At 51.1% G+C, this 20,689-nt stretch carries 14 protein-coding genes; 7 read left to right on the top strand and 7 right to left on the bottom strand.

Annotated elements, in window-relative coordinates:
- Nucleotides 1–8 precede the first annotated feature (8 nt).
- Genes uxaC through DS731_RS01820 form a run of 4 tightly spaced genes read left to right on the top strand, consistent with a single transcriptional unit; the run spans nucleotide 9 to nucleotide 4,441 of the window.
- Complete coding sequence (gene uxaC, locus DS731_RS01835) at nucleotides 9–1,424, top strand: glucuronate isomerase (RefSeq protein ID WP_119499738.1); 1,416 nt, start codon at nucleotides 9–11, stop codon at nucleotides 1,422–1,424.
- 4 nt (nucleotides 1,425–1,428) lie between these two features.
- Nucleotides 1,429–2,889 carry a mannitol dehydrogenase family protein gene (locus DS731_RS01830; protein ID WP_119499737.1) on the top strand — a complete coding sequence of 487 codons (1,461 nt, stop codon included), beginning with the start codon at nucleotides 1,429–1,431 and terminating at the stop codon, nucleotides 2,887–2,889.
- On the top strand, nucleotides 2,889–3,527 hold the full coding sequence (gene eda, locus DS731_RS01825) for a bifunctional 4-hydroxy-2-oxoglutarate aldolase/2-dehydro-3-deoxy-phosphogluconate aldolase (protein ID WP_119499736.1): 639 nt from the start codon (nucleotides 2,889–2,891) through the stop codon (nucleotides 3,525–3,527). Before DS731_RS01830 ends, eda begins: the two co-directional genes overlap by 1 nt.
- A complete protein-coding gene (locus tag DS731_RS01820) occupies nucleotides 3,524–4,441 on the top strand; it encodes a sugar kinase (protein WP_119499735.1) in 918 nt (305 codons plus the stop codon). The genes eda and DS731_RS01820 overlap by 4 nt, the downstream gene beginning before the upstream one ends.
- A 30-nt stretch (nucleotides 4,442–4,471) precedes the next feature.
- On the opposite strand, the gene DS731_RS01815 is transcribed toward DS731_RS01820, so the two are convergent.
- Genes DS731_RS01815 through DS731_RS01800 form a run of 5 tightly spaced genes read right to left on the bottom strand, consistent with a single transcriptional unit; the run spans nucleotide 4,472 to nucleotide 13,163 of the window.
- Nucleotides 4,472–7,414: a TonB-dependent receptor gene (locus tag DS731_RS01815; protein ID WP_161599072.1), complete on the bottom strand. Its 2,943-nt coding sequence runs from the start codon at nucleotides 7,412–7,414 to the stop codon at nucleotides 4,472–4,474.
- Nucleotides 7,415–7,456: 42 nt separating this feature from the next.
- Entirely contained in the window at nucleotides 7,457–8,395 is a 939-nt protein-coding gene (locus DS731_RS01810) for a FecR family protein (protein WP_119499733.1), read from the bottom strand.
- Complete coding sequence (locus tag DS731_RS01805; RefSeq protein ID WP_161599071.1) at nucleotides 8,395–8,925, bottom strand: RNA polymerase sigma factor; 531 nt, start codon at nucleotides 8,923–8,925, stop codon at nucleotides 8,395–8,397. The genes DS731_RS01810 and DS731_RS01805 overlap by 1 nt, the downstream gene beginning before the upstream one ends.
- Nucleotides 8,915–10,426, bottom strand: a complete 1,512-nt coding sequence (locus DS731_RS21855) for a phosphoesterase (RefSeq protein ID WP_161599070.1) — start codon at nucleotides 10,424–10,426, stop codon at nucleotides 8,915–8,917. The genes DS731_RS01805 and DS731_RS21855 overlap by 11 nt, the downstream gene beginning before the upstream one ends.
- A 55-nt stretch (nucleotides 10,427–10,481) precedes the next feature.
- Nucleotides 10,482–13,163 carry a TonB-dependent receptor gene (locus tag DS731_RS01800; protein WP_119499731.1) on the bottom strand — a complete coding sequence of 894 codons (2,682 nt, stop codon included), beginning with the start codon at nucleotides 13,161–13,163 and terminating at the stop codon, nucleotides 10,482–10,484.
- Between the two features lie 215 nt (nucleotides 13,164–13,378).
- Between DS731_RS01800 and DS731_RS01795 the strand changes: the two genes are divergently transcribed.
- Complete coding sequence (locus DS731_RS01795; RefSeq protein WP_119499730.1) at nucleotides 13,379–13,606, top strand: AbrB/MazE/SpoVT family DNA-binding domain-containing protein; 228 nt, start codon at nucleotides 13,379–13,381, stop codon at nucleotides 13,604–13,606.
- 20 nt (nucleotides 13,607–13,626) lie between these two features.
- Here DS731_RS01795 and DS731_RS01790 read toward each other — a convergent pair whose 3' ends face one another.
- Together DS731_RS01790 and DS731_RS01785 are read right to left on the bottom strand one after the other, a co-directional pair.
- Complete coding sequence (locus tag DS731_RS01790) at nucleotides 13,627–14,382, bottom strand: rhamnogalacturonan acetylesterase (protein WP_119499729.1); 756 nt, start codon at nucleotides 14,380–14,382, stop codon at nucleotides 13,627–13,629.
- Between the two features lie 69 nt (nucleotides 14,383–14,451).
- Nucleotides 14,452–17,193: a TonB-dependent receptor gene (locus DS731_RS01785; RefSeq protein ID WP_119499728.1), complete on the bottom strand. Its 2,742-nt coding sequence runs from the start codon at nucleotides 17,191–17,193 to the stop codon at nucleotides 14,452–14,454.
- A 460-nt stretch (nucleotides 17,194–17,653) separates the two neighbouring features.
- Here DS731_RS01785 and DS731_RS01780 point away from each other — a divergent pair, with 460 nt between their 5' ends.
- Nucleotides 17,654–18,853, top strand: coding sequence for a glycoside hydrolase family 88/105 protein (locus DS731_RS01780; RefSeq protein ID WP_119499727.1), 1,200 nt, complete (start codon nucleotides 17,654–17,656; stop codon nucleotides 18,851–18,853).
- A 2-nt stretch (nucleotides 18,854–18,855) separates the two neighbouring features.
- On the top strand, nucleotides 18,856–20,688 hold the full coding sequence (locus tag DS731_RS01775) for a glycoside hydrolase family 43 protein (protein WP_232373460.1): 1,833 nt from the start codon (nucleotides 18,856–18,858) through the stop codon (nucleotides 20,686–20,688).
- Nucleotide 20,689 lies beyond the last annotated feature (1 nt).

Raw genomic sequence — 20,689 nt, 5'->3', positions numbered from 1 at the left:
AGAATGTTATGAAACCGATTTTACTTCATGAAGACAGGCTTTTTCCGGTTGATGAAAAGACCCGCGGCATCGCCCGTGAGTTGTATCAGTCTGTCAGGGACTTGCCTATTATCAGCCCTCATGGACATACTGATCCGCGCTGGTTTGCCTACGACGAAAACTTCGGTAATGCTACCGAACTGTTTATTCTGCCTGATCACTACGTGTTTCGTATGTTGTATTCTCAGGGTATCACCCTTGAGCAGTTAGGCATCCGCCGCTGGGATGGCGGTGAGTCTGAAGCAGATCCGCGTAAAATCTGGCAGCTGTTCGCTGACCACTACTACCTGTTTCCGGGTACACCGTCGCGCATGTGGCTCGACACCGTATTTAAAAACGTGTTCGGTCTTACCGACATGCTGTGCTCAGACAACGCTATGGACTACTACGAGTTCATCACCAAAGAGCTGGCGAAGCCTGAATACAAACCCCGTGCACTGATGGACCGCTTTAACATTGAGTTAATTGCCACCACTGAAGGCGCACTGGATCCGCTGACTCATCACGGCGCGATTAAAGGCACCGGCTGGGACAAGCGCGTTATCACCACCTTCCGTCCTGACGACGTGGTAGATGCATCCCGCGAAGATTTCGTAGATAACATCGCTAAACTGGGTGATATCACCGGCGAAGACACCACCAGCTGGCAGGGTTATCTGGCCGCATTGCGTCAGCGCCGTCAGGTATTCCGTGAACACGGCGCTACCGCTACAGACCACGGCCACCCGACTGCCGCCACCGCAGATTTATCTGCCGCTGAATGCGAAAGCCTGTTTGCGAAAGTGCTGTCAGGGGATTCCTCAGCCGCAGAGCAGGAACTGTTCCGTGCACAGATGCTTACCGAACTGGCCGGTATGAGTGTGGAAGATGGTATGGTGATGCAAATCCACCCGGGATCATTCCGTAACCATAACGAAAGCCTGTTTAAGAAATTCGGCCGCGATAAAGGCCACGATATTCCTATGCAGACTGACTACGTTAACGCACTGAAGCCATTGCTGAACAAGTACGGTAACGAAGCGAATCTGAATATCATCCTGTTTACCCTGGATGAAACCGTGTATGCCCGTGAACTCGCACCGCTGGCCGGTCACTATCCGTGCCTGAAGCTGGGTCCGGCGTGGTGGTTCCACGACAGCCCGGAAGGCATGCTGCGTTTCCGTCACAACGTTACCGAAACTGCCGGTTTCTACAACACCGTTGGTTTTAACGACGACACCCGCGCGTTCCTGTCTATTCCGGCCCGTCACGATGTGGCCCGTCGTATCGACTGCCGTTTCCTGGCGCAACTGGTCGTTGAGCACCGCGTTGCCGACTGGGAAGCCGCCGAACTGGCACAGCAGCTGTCTTATAATCTGGCGAAAAACGCTTATAAACTGGGGTAACCGCATGGCACGTCTGAATTTCTCTACGCTGGCGGACTTGCCGTCAGAAGTAAAACAGCCTCAATACGATGTGAATGCCACCACCACCGGCATTGTGCATATTGGCCCGGGCGCATTTCACCGCGCCCACCAGGCGGTGTATACCGATCTGGCCATGGCCCACGGCGGCAACTGGCGTATTGACGGCGTGTCTATGCGCAGTAAAAGCCTGAAAGAAAAACTGTCCGGCCAGGATAATCTGTTTTCACTGGTTGTACTGGACAACGAGCCGTATACTCAGATCATCGGCGCAATGAATAACGTGTACGTGTTAGGTGAAGACCGCGATGCCATCATGGCGTCGCTGACTGCACCCGCAACACATATCGTTACGCTGACCATCACTGAGAAAGGCTATTGCCTGGACAACCAGGGCAAACTCGATGCTGCCCATCCGGATATCCTGCACGATAAAGATTTTCCGGAAGAGCCGGTATCGGCTATCGGATTACTGGTTGCTGCACTTAAAGTACGCAAAGAAAACGACGCCAGCGAGATCACCATCGTCAGTTGCGACAACCTGTCTGATAACGGCAGCAAACTGGGTGCGGCCGTTGTGGCATTCGCTCAGTTACTCGACAGCGAACTGGCTGCGTGGATCAGCAAGAACATTTGTTTCCCTAACACCATGGTAGACAGCATTACGCCGGCTACCGACGATGCGCTGGTGAGCCAGACGGCTGCTGCTCTGGGTGTCACCGACGAGTGGCCGATTCAGCGCGAAGCCTTCACCCAGTGGGTCGTGGAAGACAAATTCAGCGGTCCCCGTCCCGCCTGGGACAAAGTAGGCGTGACCTTCACCGACGATGTGCATCTGTTTGAAAAAGCCAAACTGCGTGTGCTTAACGGCACCCACTCCACTCTGGCCTACACCGGTACGTTATGTGGTATCGACACGGTATTTGAAGCCATCAGCAAACCCGATATGGAAGCCTTCATCTGCCGCCTGCTGAAAGAAGAAATACTGCCGACTATTGATGCCGGTGACAAAATGGATTTATCAGCCTACGCCGATGACATTCTGAACCGCTATCACAACAAACATATCCGTCATTTACTGGCGCAGATTGCCTGGGACGGCTCACAAAAGCTGCCTTTCCGCATTCTGAATACCGTACGCGACCGCATTAAAGCCAAAGCCAGCTTTAACCTGCTGAGCGTGCCTGTTGCTGCGTGGATTCTGTTTATCGCTAAACGTCAGGCGGCGGGTGAAACCATTACCGACCCGATGGCTGAGCGTTTATTGTCGCTGGCTGAAAAACACAGCGGCGATACGAAAGCACTGACGGATGCAGTACTGAATGAACGTGACGTGTTTGCTGAATTGTCTGACAACCAGGCATTCCGTGACACTGTGCACGGTCAGGTTGAAAAACTCAGCAACATTACACCTGAAACAATGGCTGCATGCCTGGGAGAGCTATAATGAAAGGCATTAAACACATTGTGAAAGGCGCTCCGATTTTGCCAATTTTGCAGGCAGATTCGGTAGAACAAGCCCTGAATATTGCAAAAGCAGTAGAAGCCAGCGGACTTAAAAACCTGGAAGTGGTGCGCCGTACAGACGCTGCGGCGGCTTCTGTGACAGCTATCCGTGAAGCATTTCCGGATATGGTTGTAGGCATGGGTACTGTGCTCAGCCCTGAGCACGCAAAGGAAGCGGTAGAAGCCGGCAGCCAGTTTCTGGTGACGCCCACCGTCAGCCCCCGTTTACTGGACGGATTAATGTCGTCAGGGGTGCCGTTTATTCCCGGCACCAGTAATCCTGCGGACATTCTGATGGCCAGTGAATACGGCCTTACCGAACTCAAATTCTTCCCGGCCCACTTAAGCGGCGGCGCGCCAATGTTAAAAGCACTGGGCGGCATCTTTCAGAATATCTCGTTCTGCCCCACCGGCGGTATTTCCGGCAGTAACCTGAACGACTATCTGAGCCTGAAAAATGTGTTTGCCGTAGGCGGGTCGTGGATGATCCCGTCTGACATGGTAAAAGCAGAAAACTGGCAAGGCATCACAGACACCTGCAAGCAGGCGCTGGAGGCATTTGAAGGGTTACGACCATGAGCCGCATTGTCATTTTCGGCGAGTGCATGGTTGAGCTGGTTAACCGTGGTGCCGACACACTGTCTAAAGGCTACGCCGGCGACACCTATAACACTGCTGTGTACCTGAAGCGCTGCGCCCGTGATATTTCAGTAAGCTACTTAACCGCTATCGGCGCGGACTTCTTAAGTGACGAGTTGCTGTTTAAAATGGGCGACGAGGAAATCAATACCGACCAGGTATACCGCAGCGAAGACCGGAATCTCGGCCTGTACATGGTGCGCACGGATAAGCACGGCGAACGTACTTTCGCCTACTGGCGGGCAAACTCAGCGGCTACTCAAACGCTGAACCTTATGCGCGGGGATTTAAGCAACGCGGATGTATTCTATTTCAGCGGCATTTCGCTTGCCATTCTGGATGAAGTGCAGCGCCTGAAGCTGTTCGATTTGATTGATGGTTTTCGTGCGAAAGGCGGTAAAGTGGTCTTTGACCCCAATTATCGCCCGCGTCTGTGGCCCGGCCCTGAGCACGCTCAGTTATGGACAGACAAAGCCTATTCTCATTCAGATATCGCCTTTCCGGGCGGTGATGATCATCTGGCGTTATATGGCCACACTGACGTGGATGCCATCCACCAGCATGTTGCAGATCTCGGCGTTAAAGAGATCATCGTGAAGAACGGCGCTGTCGGCGTGCACATCTACGAACAGGACAGTCATTGCATCGTACCGGTTGAACGTGTAGAAACCGTTGTCGATACCACCGCAGCCGGTGATGCGTTCAATGGCGGCTACCTGTCAGCACGCTTGTCGGGTAAAGATGTTACCGACTCTGCCAGCTTCGGCGCAAAAGTCGCCGCCACAGTCATCAGCTATCCCGGCGCGATTGTGGAAAAAGACGCGTTTTATAAGCATATAGCAGCGCTCTCCTGATTGGAGGGCGTTAGTTCTCAGCAAAAGAAGCTATAGCTCCGCAGTGATTCCAACCAAAAATGTCCGTCCACTCGTTGTGGTATTGTAGGCACGATCGTTCGAATCACTATACAGTTCTTCTCTTACGTTAGTCAGATTTAATCCTTCAATGGTCATTTTCAATGAGCCGGATAACTGAATACTGGCCGAGGCATCAATGTAAGTCGTCGCGTGATAGCCGGATTCATCCTGATCGGTGTTTCCGGGCTGAACGGACAAAATATAGGGGCTGCGGTAAGCTGCAGAAACACGGGCAGACCAGTGTTGCTGATCGTAATACAGGGTGAAGTTGTAGCTACGCCTTGATAAACCGGCAAAGGTTTTAACCTGATTTTCGCCAGTTCCCTGCACGTCTCTGTACAATGTTGTGCCTTCTGCGTAGGTAAAGTTTGCGTTAACGCCAAGACTATCAAACGGAGATGGCAGAAAGTTCAAATCCCGGGAATACGCTAATTCGAACCCCTTAAACGTAGTGGAATCGGTATTTTGAGGCGTACTGACATAAAAGATATCATCTTCGCTGTCTCCTTCCTGCAACAAACTCGCCGGTAAACCGAGCGCCCGGTATGGCATAGCTTTAACTTCCTCAACTACGAAGTTGTCTATTTTTTTGAAAAAGCCGGAAATCGCCAGTATGCCCCCTTCATCAAAATACCACTCAATGCCCGTTTCAGCGTTCACTGACTTCAGTGGCTTCAAATAAGGATTGCCAATAAAAATCCTGCCAATATCTCCCTCATTTCTGGATGCCTGAGAGACTTCGGCAGTAATAGCTACATCGTGGATAGAAGGACGCGTGATGTTTTCATCCACACTGGCGCGCCAAAGCCAGTCGTCGCTTAATTCCAGAACGGCATTCATACTAAAAAGTACATCGTCGTATGTTTTCGAAACGGTAGCAGGCTCACCTTTTTGCAGGCCTGAGGTATAAAAGCGGGTTGAAAAATACCGGACTCCGCTTTGCGTGTAGAACGGTTTTCCAAGCCAGCTTCCGGTACTGTCGTACATGCCATATAACGCGTAAGTATCTTCTTTCAAATCAAAGTTAGTACTTTCAACAATGTCGTCGCCCGTCAGCTTGATATCTGCCAAACCATAGTACGATTGAATAGCCGCCAAATCTCCCTGAACCCACGCTTTGTCCGGGTGCTGGTTAAACAGCGACAACTGTGCGGCAGATATCTGCTCATCACTTTGTGCAGGGTATACGCTGCGGGCGCGGTCAACCCCGGTATTTTTAAATGATTTAACCTGAATACCCGCCGACAGCGCATCGCCACTTTCCAACAAATAACGCAACGATGCTTTTGCGTTATGAAATGACGAGCGCATGGTATTTTCCTGAAAATAGAGATCTTTTACCGTTAAACCGCTTAGCGATGCCGTATCCATGTTGGTAGAATAGCTCTCGCCGTAAAAGCGGTCTTCGCGAAAATCTGTAACAATATCAACACCCGTTTTGCGAATATTGACTTTGTTTACTTTAGGTTGCGAGTAATCACTGGCACTGGTACCCACAAGAAAATCGACACGAAATGCCGGTGATACCTGCCATTCACTGTCCAGACTTAGCTGATAGAACGTCGATGTGTTTTCATCTTCGCGGGTTTCTATCCGCCATGTTGCGTCGGTGTATTTGGCAAATAATACTTCCTTGTCAGTCCGGTTCTGCTCCCATACCACAACACTCACATCGTCGTTGTCCTTCACCGCACTATGATGTTCATCGAGGGAATTGTGTAACCGGCTGGCCATGCCATTCAACGTCAGTTGCCAGTTATCATCCGGCGCGTATTGCAAGGATGTCGTCACACCAATTCTGCGTTGATTATTATTCCAGAGCGAATAACGGTGCCCTCTGGGGAACCAGAATTCCCCCTGCTCCAGTGCTTGCTGTAATTCACTGTCCGTCTCTCCGCTATAGCTTTTTTTCTCCTGCCGCCATCGCGTTGTATTGGTGCCAAATTCAGTGGTATGCCGTTGGCTGTAAGCAACGGAGATAAGTCCACCGAATGTGTCATTCCGGCGGCTGAATAAGCCAAGAATGCCGGGATCTGATTCCTTGCTGTTCCCGTTGTAGCTTTGCTTAAAAGCAACAGTATTGATGTTGTCTGCAAAATCGAATGGTTTCGGCGTATGCAGCATCACCGTCCCGCCGATACCGCCTTCGTCCTGCTCAACCGAGTAAGACTTACTCACATCGATACGGTTGAAAAGCTCTGATGCAAAAAGTGTAAAATCAAAGGCACGGGTCCGGCTTACGCTTCCCCGGGCATCCATGGCAGAAGACGTCATAGCCATCGCTTCCATGCCATTCACCTTTACGCGGGTAAAGTCAGGTCCCAATCCTCGTAAGGATATTTGCCGCCCCTCTCCACCTTCACGGGTAATAGTGATTCCGGGAATACGCTGCAAAGCATCAGCAAGGTTTAAATCAGGAAAATCAGCGATATCTTCCGACAAAATCGTTTCCTGCGTCACCATCGCAAGACGCTTAATCTCTCTGGCACGGATCAACGACTGGCGAAATCCGGTAACTTCAATTTCTACAGTAGGATGAGTGCGGGTTACGGCGTTATTTTCTGTGGGCGTGGCGCCGGAGCTGCCAGTATTATCGCTGAGCGGAGAATCGCACTGGCGGATAACCCGGCCATTTTGCACCGGTTCCAGACAAAGGGAAAATGGTCGAAGCAAGGCAGAGATCTCTTGCGTACTGATAGTATGTCGCGACGGCGGCGTAGCCGTTAACCCTTTCAGTAACGCAGGATCAAATGCGACAGTTTCCCCGGCGTCACGGCTGAACTCAGTAACAATCTGAGCCAACGGGACCGGAGGGATGTTCCCGGCGGGCAGGGATTCACCGGCAACCACACAGCCCGGCGAAAAACTGAAGATAAAGCAACCGGAGACAAAACATCCTGAAACGCATGACACCGTGGTTCCAAACGTTTTAAAACTCCGGTTCTTCATAGCGAATTAATCAGCTTGCCGGCTTATTTCATAACCCGAGCGTGTGTCAGCAATATCCAGGTTATACAATGACCCCAACATAGCTAACGTCTGTGCCGTTTCTTCCAATTTAAATCGCCCTGCAACACGTCGATTTCCTACTGCACTGTCCACCGGCAATATGGGTTTTTCCGCATACCGGTTTAGCCGTTCAAACAAATAATTCAGAGACTCATCTTCGACTTCAATCCATCCGGTGCGCCAGTCTACCCGCTGTGTCAGATCAACCTTCTCCACAGGCCCCGCCACCCCGTTTTCGATAGTCAGTTGCTCGCCCGCCTTGAGTAAAAGCGGCGCACTGTCTGCATTACCGCGCACTTCAACAATACCTTCGTGTACAACTACATCTACCCGTTGTTCCTGCCGGTCAATGTTAAACGCTGTACCCACCGCTGTTACTGAAGATAAACCGACTTTCACAACAAAAGGCCGGCTGCGATCTTTGGCTACATCAAAATACCCCTGGCCCTTTTTCAGGTTTAAATAACGCGTATCATCTGAAAATAATACGGCTAATTCACTGGTGGGCTGCAATTGCACCTCACTTCCATCGCTTAACGCTTCATGCGCGGCGGTCAGCAATTGTGGTGAAGGTGCAACTGTTTCCCCCCGATAACCAGGCCAGATAATCGCTATAGCCAGCAATGACGCTGCAACGGCACTCCCCCATGTTACTAGAGTACGTTTTCGTGATGGGTGTGACACTTTTTTCGCGGAAAGAAAGGCGGCTTGCAGGGTCGGGTCTTCCCATGTAGCGATCATTTTTTCAAGCGTCGCGCGGTGTAACTCACTTTTTTCTAACCAGCGCACGAACCGGTGCCGGTTTAATGCATCCAGTTCACCGTCGGCAAGGCGGTCAATCCATTCCCCGGCTTCCAGGTAGACTTGTTCCTGTTGATTTGCCATTACTTACCCGCCTTATCCAGTTGCAGTTGGATGTCTGCCATTGCCCGTGAAATATGCTTTGTCACAGCTTCAGCGGAGATATTCAGACGCGCTGCAATGTCTTGCCGACTTTGACCTTCAATACGCCGCATCTCGAAAACCCGCCTGCGTTGTTCCGGCATAGCGTTAATCACCTCAGCAATAAGCTCTATCCGCTGCTGCGTTTCAAGATAGAGTTCGGGGTTCTGCCGGTAACAGTGCTGCTCTTCAATGTCACAAGTTTCGTGTGTCCGGCGCTTCGCCAGCAGATTACGGGCAACACGGAATGCATAAGCAAGAGGATTATCAATGACCGATGCACGGGACTGCTCTAACACGCGGGCAATGGACTCCTGATAAACGTCCGCCGCTTCTTCGCTGCTTGCGGAATGCCTGTGCAAGTATTGTTTTAGTACTTTGGAATTGATCAGTGCTTGCAACGAAGGACTGGAGGCTTTATCTGACATATGCAGCGATGGTACGACTAAATGAATTGGTTGATCACTTATCATCGCATGCGCCGGTGACAGATTCATTGCAGCGGAACGGCAGTCCATTATCAGCATACTGTATATAAACCGGATTACTGTAGAACCACAGGTCATCCCAGGGGTTTTCTCCTGCCGGATCAACTTCCGGTTCCAGTTCATCTTTTACATTTGTGCCGCGCACACGTACATAGGCACTGCCTTTGGGGGCAGGCATCTGAAATTGCACAACCTTATACGCGCCCTGCTGTTTCCAGTCTTGCGGGTAAAAACGCCGGATCACGCGGGTTGGTGCGCTGTCTGTTTCAGGGTACGTGCCCACAACCTCACCAAAAATGACATCGAGGCGTGCGACGGCAGGAAACTGGTGATTAAAGTTAGCGCTTTGCGGGTCGTGAAACGCAACCGTAACGGTAACAGGTTCCCCGCCGTGCAGATTCAGCATCTCTCCCATATCTGCCCGCTGCTTCCCCTGGCGGATACTGACGTAAAGTTCGTCAATTAAATCACCTGTGGTAATAAATACATTGCCTTCACGTATGCCCGCTAACACGCTGTCGTAGTCCCGGGTGGCCCGTACATAGGTTTTGGCGTATTCGCCTGGCCAGAAATCAGTGCGGCCCTCGGTGTAGTGCGCATGACTATCAGACACTGCAGTTACCGTCCACCGGCGGCCCTCGGCCAACAGCTTATCCCACACACCACCGACGACAGCCGACATTTGATCGGTGCCACCATGTGTGGGGTAGCCGAAATATTCTGCACGTGGCGCGTCCGGATCATTCGAACCGTCAGGGTTTATGGTGGCGGCCTGATGGCCGGGAATAGCCGTCATGCCGGTTACCACATCCGGTGCCGTGTCCTGCCACTCGCGCATTCTCTGCGGAGTAATTTTTTGATATTCATTCAATCCGGTAGCTTTCCGGGCAGGATGATTCACTGTCAGGAGCGGCCGTGGCGACATATTCTGCATAGCAGTTAACGCTTCTAACATGAACGCCTGTGTATCTCTGGGAGATTCGTCCGGGTAAATTTCTCTGCGGTTATACCGGCTTTCCAGCGTAAACAGTTGATCCACTTCCTGCTCACTTTTCGGGATAATCAATGTGCTGTGCCGCGCGCCGGGAGTGTCAAATTCCATCCCGTAAAACTGCATGATGTCCGGCACTGCTGCTCGTGAGGCAACAAGTTCCGGATAAGCCAGATTGCGGTTAATAACACTGTGATTCGGGCCGCCGTGATCGGTGGTCACCATCCAGTCCAGCTGATGAAATGCCGCCATTCTGGCATTTAACGCAGTAAAGTAATGCGCATCACCAAAGAAAATGGGTGACGGGGGATCATCATTCCAATTCCATTGTGCGCTAAACTTGCCATGAATATGATGATCGCCGGCTAGCCAGGTCTTTCCGTCATCAGGTATAAAGTCCTTGCCGGAGGAATCATCCGGCGCAACTGACACGCAGGCTGACAATACCAGTAATCCACCAGCCAGTGCTGCAACCGGAACAGGCTTTAGTACCATGTAAATCTCCTTTATAAAAACGCATACCGGGGACCAGCCCGGTATGCGGCCTGGTTTAAAACTGCATAGTAGCGCCAAGCATATAAGTGCGGCCGCTGGTCGTGCTGTTGTAAGCACGATCATGGGAGTCGCTGTATAACTCCTGACGTTCGTCGGTCAGGTTTATGCCTTCAAAGCTCAGCTTAATCGTGTCGGTCAGCTGATAGAATGAAGAGAAGTCGATGAATGTCGTGTCATGATAGCCAGACTCATCCTGATCACCGCTCGATGATGCGCCCGTGAGGTAGGCACTACGATAGGCAGCTGACACGCGCGCGCCCCACCCTTCCTGCTCGTAGTATATCGTGAAGCTGTAGCTGTTTTTCGATAAGCCGGTAAATGCTTTTTCCTGGTCGTTACCCGTTTCACCGTAGATATTGCGGTACAGCGCATCACCATCTGCGTAAGTATAATTTGCGATAACACCTAAGTGATCAAACGGTGCAGGCAGAAAGTCCAGGTCCCGGGAGAAGGTTAACTCCACACCTTTTATTTTAGATGCATCCATATTTTCCGGGCGTTGCAAGTAGAAGAGGCTATCAACGGTTTTGTCTGCCGGTAGTAATGCGGCAGGTAACCCTAATGAGGAATACACCACCTCACTGGTAGTATCGACAATAAAGTTGTCGATATCTTTATAGAAGACAGCTGCGGCGGCATAACCCACCTCATCAAAATACCATTCAAGTGCCGTATCCAGGTTCAAAGACTCAAACGGCTCCAGCATGGGATTTCCCATGGTTACGCTGGTAATGGCCTCGCCTGAAGTTTGTGACACTGACGCGTTGTAACTGAGTGAGCCTAAAGACGGACGGGTAATGTTCTTACTTGCCGCTACGCGCCAGAGAATGTTGTCCTGCAGTTCATAAACAACGTTTAAGGTTGGCAGCACGTCAGAATAAGAACGGGTGGTTTCGATAGCGACCCCGGAAGAAATACCGGCTGCGGTAATATCGGTTTCGAAATAGCGAAGACCCGCGCTGACTAACAGGGGCTTACCCGCCAGCTCCGTTTCCCAACCGTATTGCACGTACACGGCCAGGGTTTCTTCGGTAACGGGAGATTTGTCGTTTTGCGTTAACCCGCTATCATCAATCTGGTAGCCTGTCAGGCCATAGAAATTAAGTAACGCGTCCAGATCACCTTGCAACCAGTTGGTGTCCGGATGCTCATTGTATACATTAACAAGTGCATCATTTAAGGCCGTGACACCGGTATTTTGTGGCGCGATGTTTTGCGCATTACTCTGGGTTAACTGCCAGGCAGAGTTTTCGAATTTCTTGTAATTCACACCAAACTGCAATTCGCCGGTATCACCAAGAAGGTAAGTAAAATCTACTTTTGCGGTATCAAAATCGTTGGTGATGTAGTCTTCCTGCAGGTAGATGTCTTTCATCTCATAGCCGTCGATTTGCGTCGTATCGAAATCAGGCGACGAGCTAATGCCATAAAAGCGGTCTTGTCTGAAATCGGTTGCGATATCGACGATACCTTTTGCATGGATATTCGACTTAATCACTTCGGGCTGGTCAAAATCAGAAGAACTTGTGCCTATCACTGCGGTGGCATACAACGCCGGGGTAATCGTCCAGTCCATGGTTAATGTATACTGGTCAAACACTGATTCATTGTAGCGTCGTGAATTTTCATTACGCCAGGTTGCATCTTCGTACATGGCATACACCACTTCTTTCTGGCCATTGTTTTCTTCCCAGATGAGGTCAGAAACTACGCTATTATCTTTCACGGCCGAGTGATGTTCATCAGTGTTGTTTTCCAGTTCTGCATGCATGATATCAAGCGTGAAGGAAAGCGAGTCGGAGGGTTTATACTGAAAAGCAGCGGTTATGCCCAGCCGGTCCTGCGTGTTATTCCAACGGGAAAAACGGTGCCCGCGGGGAAACCACAACTCGCCTGAATCTAAATCGGCTTGCAGATCTGTATTTGCCGGGTCGGCCGCTGTTTTGCCACCTTCGCGACGCCAACGTGTGGTGTTGGTACCGTATTCAGCGGTATGTCGCTGACTGTAAGCTACCGATACCAGAGCACCAAATTTGTCCCACGTATTAGAAATCAAACCAGCCATACGCGGATCGGTTTCTTCGCTGTTACTGTTGTAGCCGCCCCGCACAGACAAAGCGCTTTTAAAGCCATCGTAGTCAAACGGCTTAGCGGTAAACAAACCTACCGTGCCACCAATACCGCCTTCTTCCTGATCCGCTGAGTAGGTTTTGCTGATATCAATACGGTTAAACAATTCGGAAGCAAAAACGTTGAAATCAAAGCCGCGGGTCCGGCTTACGCCACCACGGGCATCCATGGGTGACGCTGACGTACCCATAGCTTCCATACCGTTTACCTGTACCCGGGTAAAATCAGGTCCCAGTCCGCGAAGAGAGATTTGACGGCCTTCGCCGCCTTCACGGGTAATAGTCACCCCCGGTACCCGCTGTAGCGAATCAGCAAGGTTAAGGTCAGGAAAGTCTGCAATATCTTCGGCTAAAATGGTATCGCGGGAAATAATTGCATCTTTCTTTAAGTCTTTTGCCTGAATCAGCGAGCGACGAAATGAGGTCACTTCGATCACTTCAAGAGAATCGTCTGCGGCGGGGGCTTGCTGCGCCATAGCTGGTGTCATGCCCGTAAAACCCGACAGTACACTTAACGCAAGTGTGGTTTTCGTAAATCGGTTTTTCATGTGTGTTCCTAAATGTGCAAAGTAAAAGTGAACGTACCGGTGCGCGCGGGTAACACATGTAATGAGTCAACAGATGAAAAAAGCAGACAGTTTTTTTGATGAAGGTTTTGTGACGGTGATAATTTATCGGGTCAGGGTTATTTAATCAGCTCCCCGCTTGACTTCCCTCCGGGCTCTACTACTTTTCTAATATAACGTTGTCAAAGTAACAGACCATGGATAAAGATTTATTGTACAAGATCGGCAGCAGTCAGTTTGTGCGCCTGCCTGAAGATTTCAGATTTGAAAGCATGCTGGAATTCGATATCAATGAAACCGGCAGCACGGTATCTGTTCGCCCTGCCATTCGTGCGCTTGGGTTTGGGGTAAGTTCAGAAGGTGTAAACGCCGGCGTCCTCAGCCACCGTGAAGTGATGGCAGAGGAACGCCACGTTCCTTGCTGATATTCGTGCTCAGCGCACGTTTACAGGGTTTCCCGGTACACATATTTTGCCAGCGGGTGTTGCTGCGCTTTTAAATCCTTAATAAAGAACTGAGCTACCAGCGCGGCACCAAGCGTATTCAGGTGAGTGTTGTCTTCATTGCCGTCAGGGTAACGGGTGTACAGGCCAGGCGGAATACGCAGGAAATATCTCACCGTGGCGGCATCCCCTTCCTGTTCGAAGAAATCACAGGTGTGTTTATTCATATCGAAGAACGCGACGTCTTCTTCCTGTGCCACTTTGCGGGCCGCATTTACATAGTCATCCAGCGTGTGCTTCAGATTGCCCTGCTCATCAAAATGACGGCGGCAAATAGAGCTGGCAATCAGCGGTGTGGCCTTTTTATCGCGGATATCTTTGATGTAACGGTGCAGATACGCCGGATAGTCTTTCTCTGCAGAGGCATAACGGGCAGGGTCACTTTTCTTCTGATCGTTGTGGCCGAACTGGATCAGCACGTAATCCCCTTCTTTCATTTCAGATAACGCCTTTCCCCAGCGCCCTTCATCAATAAAGCGTTTGGTACTGCGGCCATTGGCTGCATGATTCAGAATTTCCAGCTCAGGCGAAATAAACGCCGGTAATAACATGCCCCAGCCGCGCTCCGGGTAAGCCAGGTTTGGTTTGATGGACATGGTGGAATCGCCGATGAGGTGCAACGTCGTGCGGGTGGGATCCTGCGCCGCAGCGCTGAAGGCCGTTGCTGCGAAGAAAAGAGAAAGAATCAGCTTTTTCATGAAAAATCCTTATGTTAAACGAAAAAAGGCCATCATTACTGATGGCCCAAGGGACACACTACCACTGTGTTACATTCTGTAGCTCACGCCCAGAAAGAATTGTCGCCCGGTGGACTGACTGTTGATGATGCGCATGGCATCCGCATCGATGTACTCATCAATGGTTTCATCGGTCAGGTTAATACCTTCAAGGGAAACTTTTAAGTTCTCAGAAATCTTATAGCTGGTAGAGAAATCAACATATGTTGTCGAATCCATGATGCGCCATTTGCGCTCGTCTGTGCTGCTGAGGTTAGTGTAGAACTCACCACGGTAAGCAGCCGACAGGCGGGCACTGAATACATCATCTTCCCAGTACAGCGTGAAGTTAGCCGATTCATCAGACTGACCGGTCAGCGGGCCGGTGCGGTCTGCGCCGTATGTCACTTCAGAATCAACCAGTGTCAGGTTAGCCAGCACACCAAACTTCTGCATCCACTCAGGACCAGGCAGGAAGGTCAGCGGCTGCTGATACTGAATTTCAAAACCGCTCAGGTCGCCACCGGTACCGTTAACAGTACGGCGAACCTCAAAGGTCTCATCAATCAGGTTGTCGCGCTCTGCGCCCAGTAATGACTCAGGTAAGCCGGTTTCTGCCCAGCTCAGGAACTGAGTTTCTGAAGTCGGGAACGACTCGATATCTTTGACGAAATACGCCAGTGATAACAATGCGCCTTCGTCGAAGTACCATTCAACAGCGAAATCAGTAGCATCAGCACGGAACGGCTCGATGTAAGGGTTACCGTAAGACACGCGGTAGTCACCGAAAATCGACACGCTGCCGCCCGGGCTTAACGTACCCAGATTCGGACGGGACATCACTTTCGCCCAGCTTGCACGCAGAATTAACTCATCGGTCATTTCCAGCGCCAGGTTCACAGACGGTAGTGTGTCTGTGTAATCGTGCTCAACCGTCACTTCCTCAGTACCGTTGATGATACCGGTAGATTCCAGGTTCGTTTTTACGTGACGCACACCGGCGTTACCGCGCAGTACTTTGTCACCCACTTCCGTATTGAAATCGGCCTGAGCGTAAATACCTGTGCTGTCTTCTGTTACGGCACGGGTATCACCCGGGCGCACGTTGTAAGGCCAGCAACCGCTGTCTACAAAGTTATTGATCTTGTCGCCGTCAGCCATAAAGAAGCTCTGACCACCGAAAGAGACCACTTCACCGTCGGCGTCTGTGACTACGTTACTGATCCCGCAGGCGTTGCCGTCAACTGTACCGTCTGCTTCATCACGGGAAGCAAAAGACGCATCTGCACGCACACCGGCAATTTCATAGCCGTATTCACGCCAGGTGACACCACCGCTCAGCGTGACTTCGTCATTCAGCAGGTAGTTCAAATCCAGACGGGCTGTGTCTGTAGACGCTTCTGCATCATAAATACGGTCACGGAATTCAGAGACTTCCCAGTTCGCCGGATTCGCCGTATCGAAGCTGTAGCCGATAGACGGAGACAGCATATCTGAGAAGTCATAGCTTACTGCTGAGCTGGCTTCTGCGTATTCCAGCATCTTACGTTCATCGTTATCGCTAAAGTGCTCGTAGATAACCGTAGATTCGCGGTTGTCCAGCGTCGACTGTGACGTACCGGCCAGGAAGCTCATGCTCAGTTCATCAGTAAAGTGATGGTCGATGTTCACACTGAACTGGGTAAATTCAGATTCCCACTCAGCCACAAAGAACTCAGAACGCACATCAACATCAGCAATGGTCGCGGCGTACATAGTGTTGTTGCCATCAATCTGATACGCGGTCACGTCTGATTGCTGGACACCGGTGGCACCGGTACGCGCAAGAGAAATCGCTTCCATGAACGGCTCGTCACGGCGTGAATCAATGTTTGCATACAGGGCATCAATTGAAATCAGTGTGTCGTCAGAAGGTACAAACTGTACAGCCGCTGTTAAACCAACGCGGTCCTGATCGTGCGTTTTATCCGCAAAGCGCGGGAAACGCGGGTGCCATGCACTGCTGACGGCAGCCACATCGGCTTCTGAATCACAGGCTGAACACGCACCGAAGGTGTCATCTTCCCAGCGGCCCGTGTCTGAACCGGCGTTATTGACGATACGTTGCGACAAGGAAGCCGAGAATAACACACCGAAGGAATCATCTTCATTGGTCCATGACGCCAGACCGGATAAGCGCGGAGTCAGCTCGGAAGACTGGTCGTTATATGAACCCTGTGCGTTTACCGCCACAACATCTTCATTAAAATCGAAAGGACGACCGGTACGCAGAGATACCGTTGCACCTAAGGAACCCTCATCTAATTTTGCCGAGGTAGTTTTATGCACACTTAGCTGGTTAAACAGTTCAGAGGCGAATACGTTAAAGTCGAAACCACGGCTGGTTCGTACACCGCCGGTACCGGCAGCCAGCGACTGGGCCTGCATACCGTTTAACTGCACGCGGGTGAACGTCGAGTTCAGGCCCCGTACGGTGATTTCCCGGCCTTCACCGGCTTCACGGGTAATCGCTACGCCCGGCAAACGCTGCAGCGCTTCCGCCAGGTTCTGATCAGGGAAGTCAGCAATGTCTTCTGCAAGAATGGTGTCTACGGCACCGGCTGATGACTGCTTCAGAGACAGGGCTTTCGCCAGGCTGTCTGCGTAACTGGTGGCACGAACCGAAATAACTTCGATGTCGTCATCTGCCGGCGTGGCGGGAGCTGTTTGTCCCCAGGCAGATACGGAAGTTACAATTGCGGTGGTAACGGCTAAGCTGAGTGGCGCTTTCTTAAAACCTTTGGCAAATTTCATGAGTATTCCTCACGGGTCTTTCTACGTTTTTATTTCGCTACACTTACATGTCATGTTCCGTGCAGCCCGGATCCTCTCTGCCACGTTCACAGGGTTTTACCTTTCGTGGCTATTATTTTTCCATGTAAAGCTGTGGTAGATACAGAGGCCTGCCTTACATTTGTTTTACATCCTAGATCCAATTGCTACCGGTGGCAACACTTTTTGTGTATTTTTTGTAAACAACAGTTTAACTAATACTAAAGACTAAGAAACCGCCTGATATACCGCCGGGCAATTGGCTAGACCAATTGATTCGTATGGAGATGAAAGCCACGTGGCGCCCTGCTTATATAGATCACAGTGGATGAATGTTAACCCTTACGCACTAACTATAACAACTTGACAACATACATCTCACCCCTCATTATGCTACCGGTAGCACGTTAAGTATTTAAATTGTTAATTTTTGGAGATCTCCATGCGTAAGTTCTTTAGTTCCGTACTGCTTATCGCGGCGGCCTGCACCGCCCCGGCCAGTGTTATGGCAGCGGATTCATCAAGTTACTTAGACAACACTCAGCCCTGGTCTGTACGTATGGCCGAATCGGAAATGGTACGCTTTCCTGAAGCGTGGATGATCGACTGGGATGAAGAACCTCAATGGGACTATGTGCATGGCCTGAACTTGCTGGCGTTCTCCAAACTGTATGAAAAAACCGGTGATCAGAAGTATTTCACCTACATCAAAAACTATTACGACCGTTTTGTGAATGAAGACGGCACCATCAATACCTACGTCCGCAGCAAGTTTAATATCGACATGATCAACCCGGGCAAAGTGCTGTTCTTCCTGTACGACGAAACCGGTGATGAAAAATATAAACTGGCTGCCGACACCCTGCGTGACCAGCTGAACGACCATCCCCGTACCAGCGAAGGCGGTTTCTGGCACAAGAAGCGTTATCCGTCACAAATGTGGCTGGACGGCCTGTACATGGGCGCACCTTTCTACGCCGAATACATCATGCGTTACGGTAACCCTGAAGAACTTAACGATGTATACAAGCAGTTTGAGCTGATTGAAAAACACCTGTACAGCGACAAAACCGGTCTGCCACGTCACGGCTGGGATGAGTCGCGGGATCAGAAATGGTCAGACAAAGGCACCGGCCTTTCTGCTAACCACTGGTCACGTGCGCTAGGCTGGTATGCCATGGCCATTGTGGATGTACTGGAAATTGTGCCTTCACAGGATGAAAAACGTGAGTGGCTGGTATCCCGCCTGCAAAACTTTGTAGACCAGGCCGTGAAATATCAGGATGAAACCGGTGCGTGGTATCAGGTAACGGATCTTGGCGATAAGAAAGGTAATTATCTTGAAGGTTCCGGTACTGCCATGCTGACTTATGCGATTGCCAAAGCCGTGAACATGAACGTATTGCCTGAAAGCTACATGGCGTATGCGAGAAAAGGCTTTGCCGGTATGGAAGATCAGATGATTTCTGTCGACCCGGCGAACAATGTTATCAGCCTGAACAACATCTGTGCCGTAGCAGGTCTTGGCGGCAACCCTTACCGCGATGGTTCTTTCGATTACTACCTCAGCGAACCGGTGCGTGCTAACGACGCCAAAGGCGTGGGCCCGTTCATTCTGGCAGCACTGGAACTGGAAAAATAATCATGGGCATTCTGCATACTCTGAAATCTCTGCCCTGCGCACCTGCGCTGGCGGTTATGGCAGCGACTGCCGCACTGGGAGGCTGTGCAGATGCACAGTCTTCCGCAGCAAAATCGCCGGCGGTAACCGCAAGCAGCGCTGAAGATAACGCAAACGATCCGCGGCTGTGGATTTCAGATTTGCAGAACGGTGAATACCGTAACCCCATCCTGCATATCGATTATTCCGACCCTGACGTAGTGGCTGTTAACGGCCACTACTACATGACAGCATCAAGCTTTAACGCCGCCCCCGGCCTGCCGGTGCTGCATTCTACCGATTTGGTTAACTGGGAACTCATCAATTACGCCCTGCCACAACAGGTACCACTGGATGTGTTTGCCACGCCGCAGCACGGTAACGGCGTATGGGCACCGAATATCCGTTATCACGACGGTAAATTCTGGATTTTTTACCCTGACCCCGATTTTGGCATTTATGTGACCACCGCTGCCGATCCCGCCGGTAAATGGAGCGAACCGGAATTAATTCTCGCCGGCAAAGGCCTTATCGACCCTACCCCGCTGTGGGATGACGACGGCAAAGCCTGGTTACTCCACGGCTGGGCAAAAAGCCGCGCCGGCTTTAATAATGTGCTCAGCTTACGGGAAATGTCCGGTGATGCCTCACAGGTCAGCGATACGTATACCCATGTGGTCGATGGCAACGCCATTGACGGCTACCGCACACTGGAAGGCCCCAAGTTTTATAAACGTAACGGCTACTATTACATTTTCGCCCCGGCCGGCGGCGTGGAGACCGGCTGGCAGTCGGTGTTCCGTTCTGACAACATCGCCGGCCCTTATACACCCCGAACCGTGATGGACCAGGGCGACACGCTCATTAACGGTCCCCATCAGGGTTCATGGATCCACACCAATAAAAACGAAGACTGGTTTATTCATTTTCAGTCCCGCAAGGCTTACGGCCGCATTGTGCATTTACAGCCCGTGCACTGGGAAAACGACTGGCCTGTTATCGGTGAAGATAAAGACGGTGACGGTACCGGCGAACCGGTGTACCGCTGGAAAAAACCACTGACAGACATCCCGGGCGAAGTGAAACCTCAGCCCGCGACGGATGAATTCAATGACGAATTAGGCATTCAGTGGCAGTGGAATGCCAACTGGCAGCCTGACTGGTACAGCATCGACAAGCAGTCCGGCGTGCTTACCTTACCGGCACAGCCCAAAATCACTACTACCGGTAATAATCTCTGGTCTACACCGTCATTATTGCTGCAAAAGCTGCCGGCGCTGACCTACGACGTGCGTACTGAAATTATTCTGCAGGAAGATGGCGCACAGGCCGAAGGCGGATTGCTGCTGTTTGGTGAAGATTATGCCTGGATCGGAGTAAAACCCGTGAACGGTGAAACCCATCTGGTTTACGTGCAGTGTAAAAACGCCCGCACCGGTTGCGATGAGTCGGTACACGACTATGGCCCGGTAAATGCACTGTTCAGGGCAAATGGAACAGCAGATGACAATGCCACCGCCAGAACCATCGAACTGCGCTACGTGATGGCCGGGGATGCCACCGCCATATTCAGCTATCGCGTTAACGCAGAAGCCGCCGGAAGCGGCGCGCAGAGCGCTAATGCAACCCGCTTTACGGTGGTGGGCGAACAGTTTAAAGCCAGACGCGGCCGCTGGGTCGGCGCGAAAACCGGCCTGTTCAGTGTGTCTGCGGATGCAGACGCCGGAATGTCTGATGAACAGTCTGATGCAAAACAAAGCGTCCCGGCATCGCTGAAGGTGAACTACTTCAGATTTCTGCCGCGACGGAGACCTTAAT

The sequence above is a fragment of the Alteromonas sp. RKMC-009 genome, assembly GCF_003584565.2.
In the GTDB taxonomy this organism is placed as follows: Bacteria; Pseudomonadota; Gammaproteobacteria; order Enterobacterales; family Alteromonadaceae; genus Alteromonas.
Note: the sequence above shows the minus strand (reverse complement) of the source record. Positions and strands in the feature narration are given on the sequence as shown.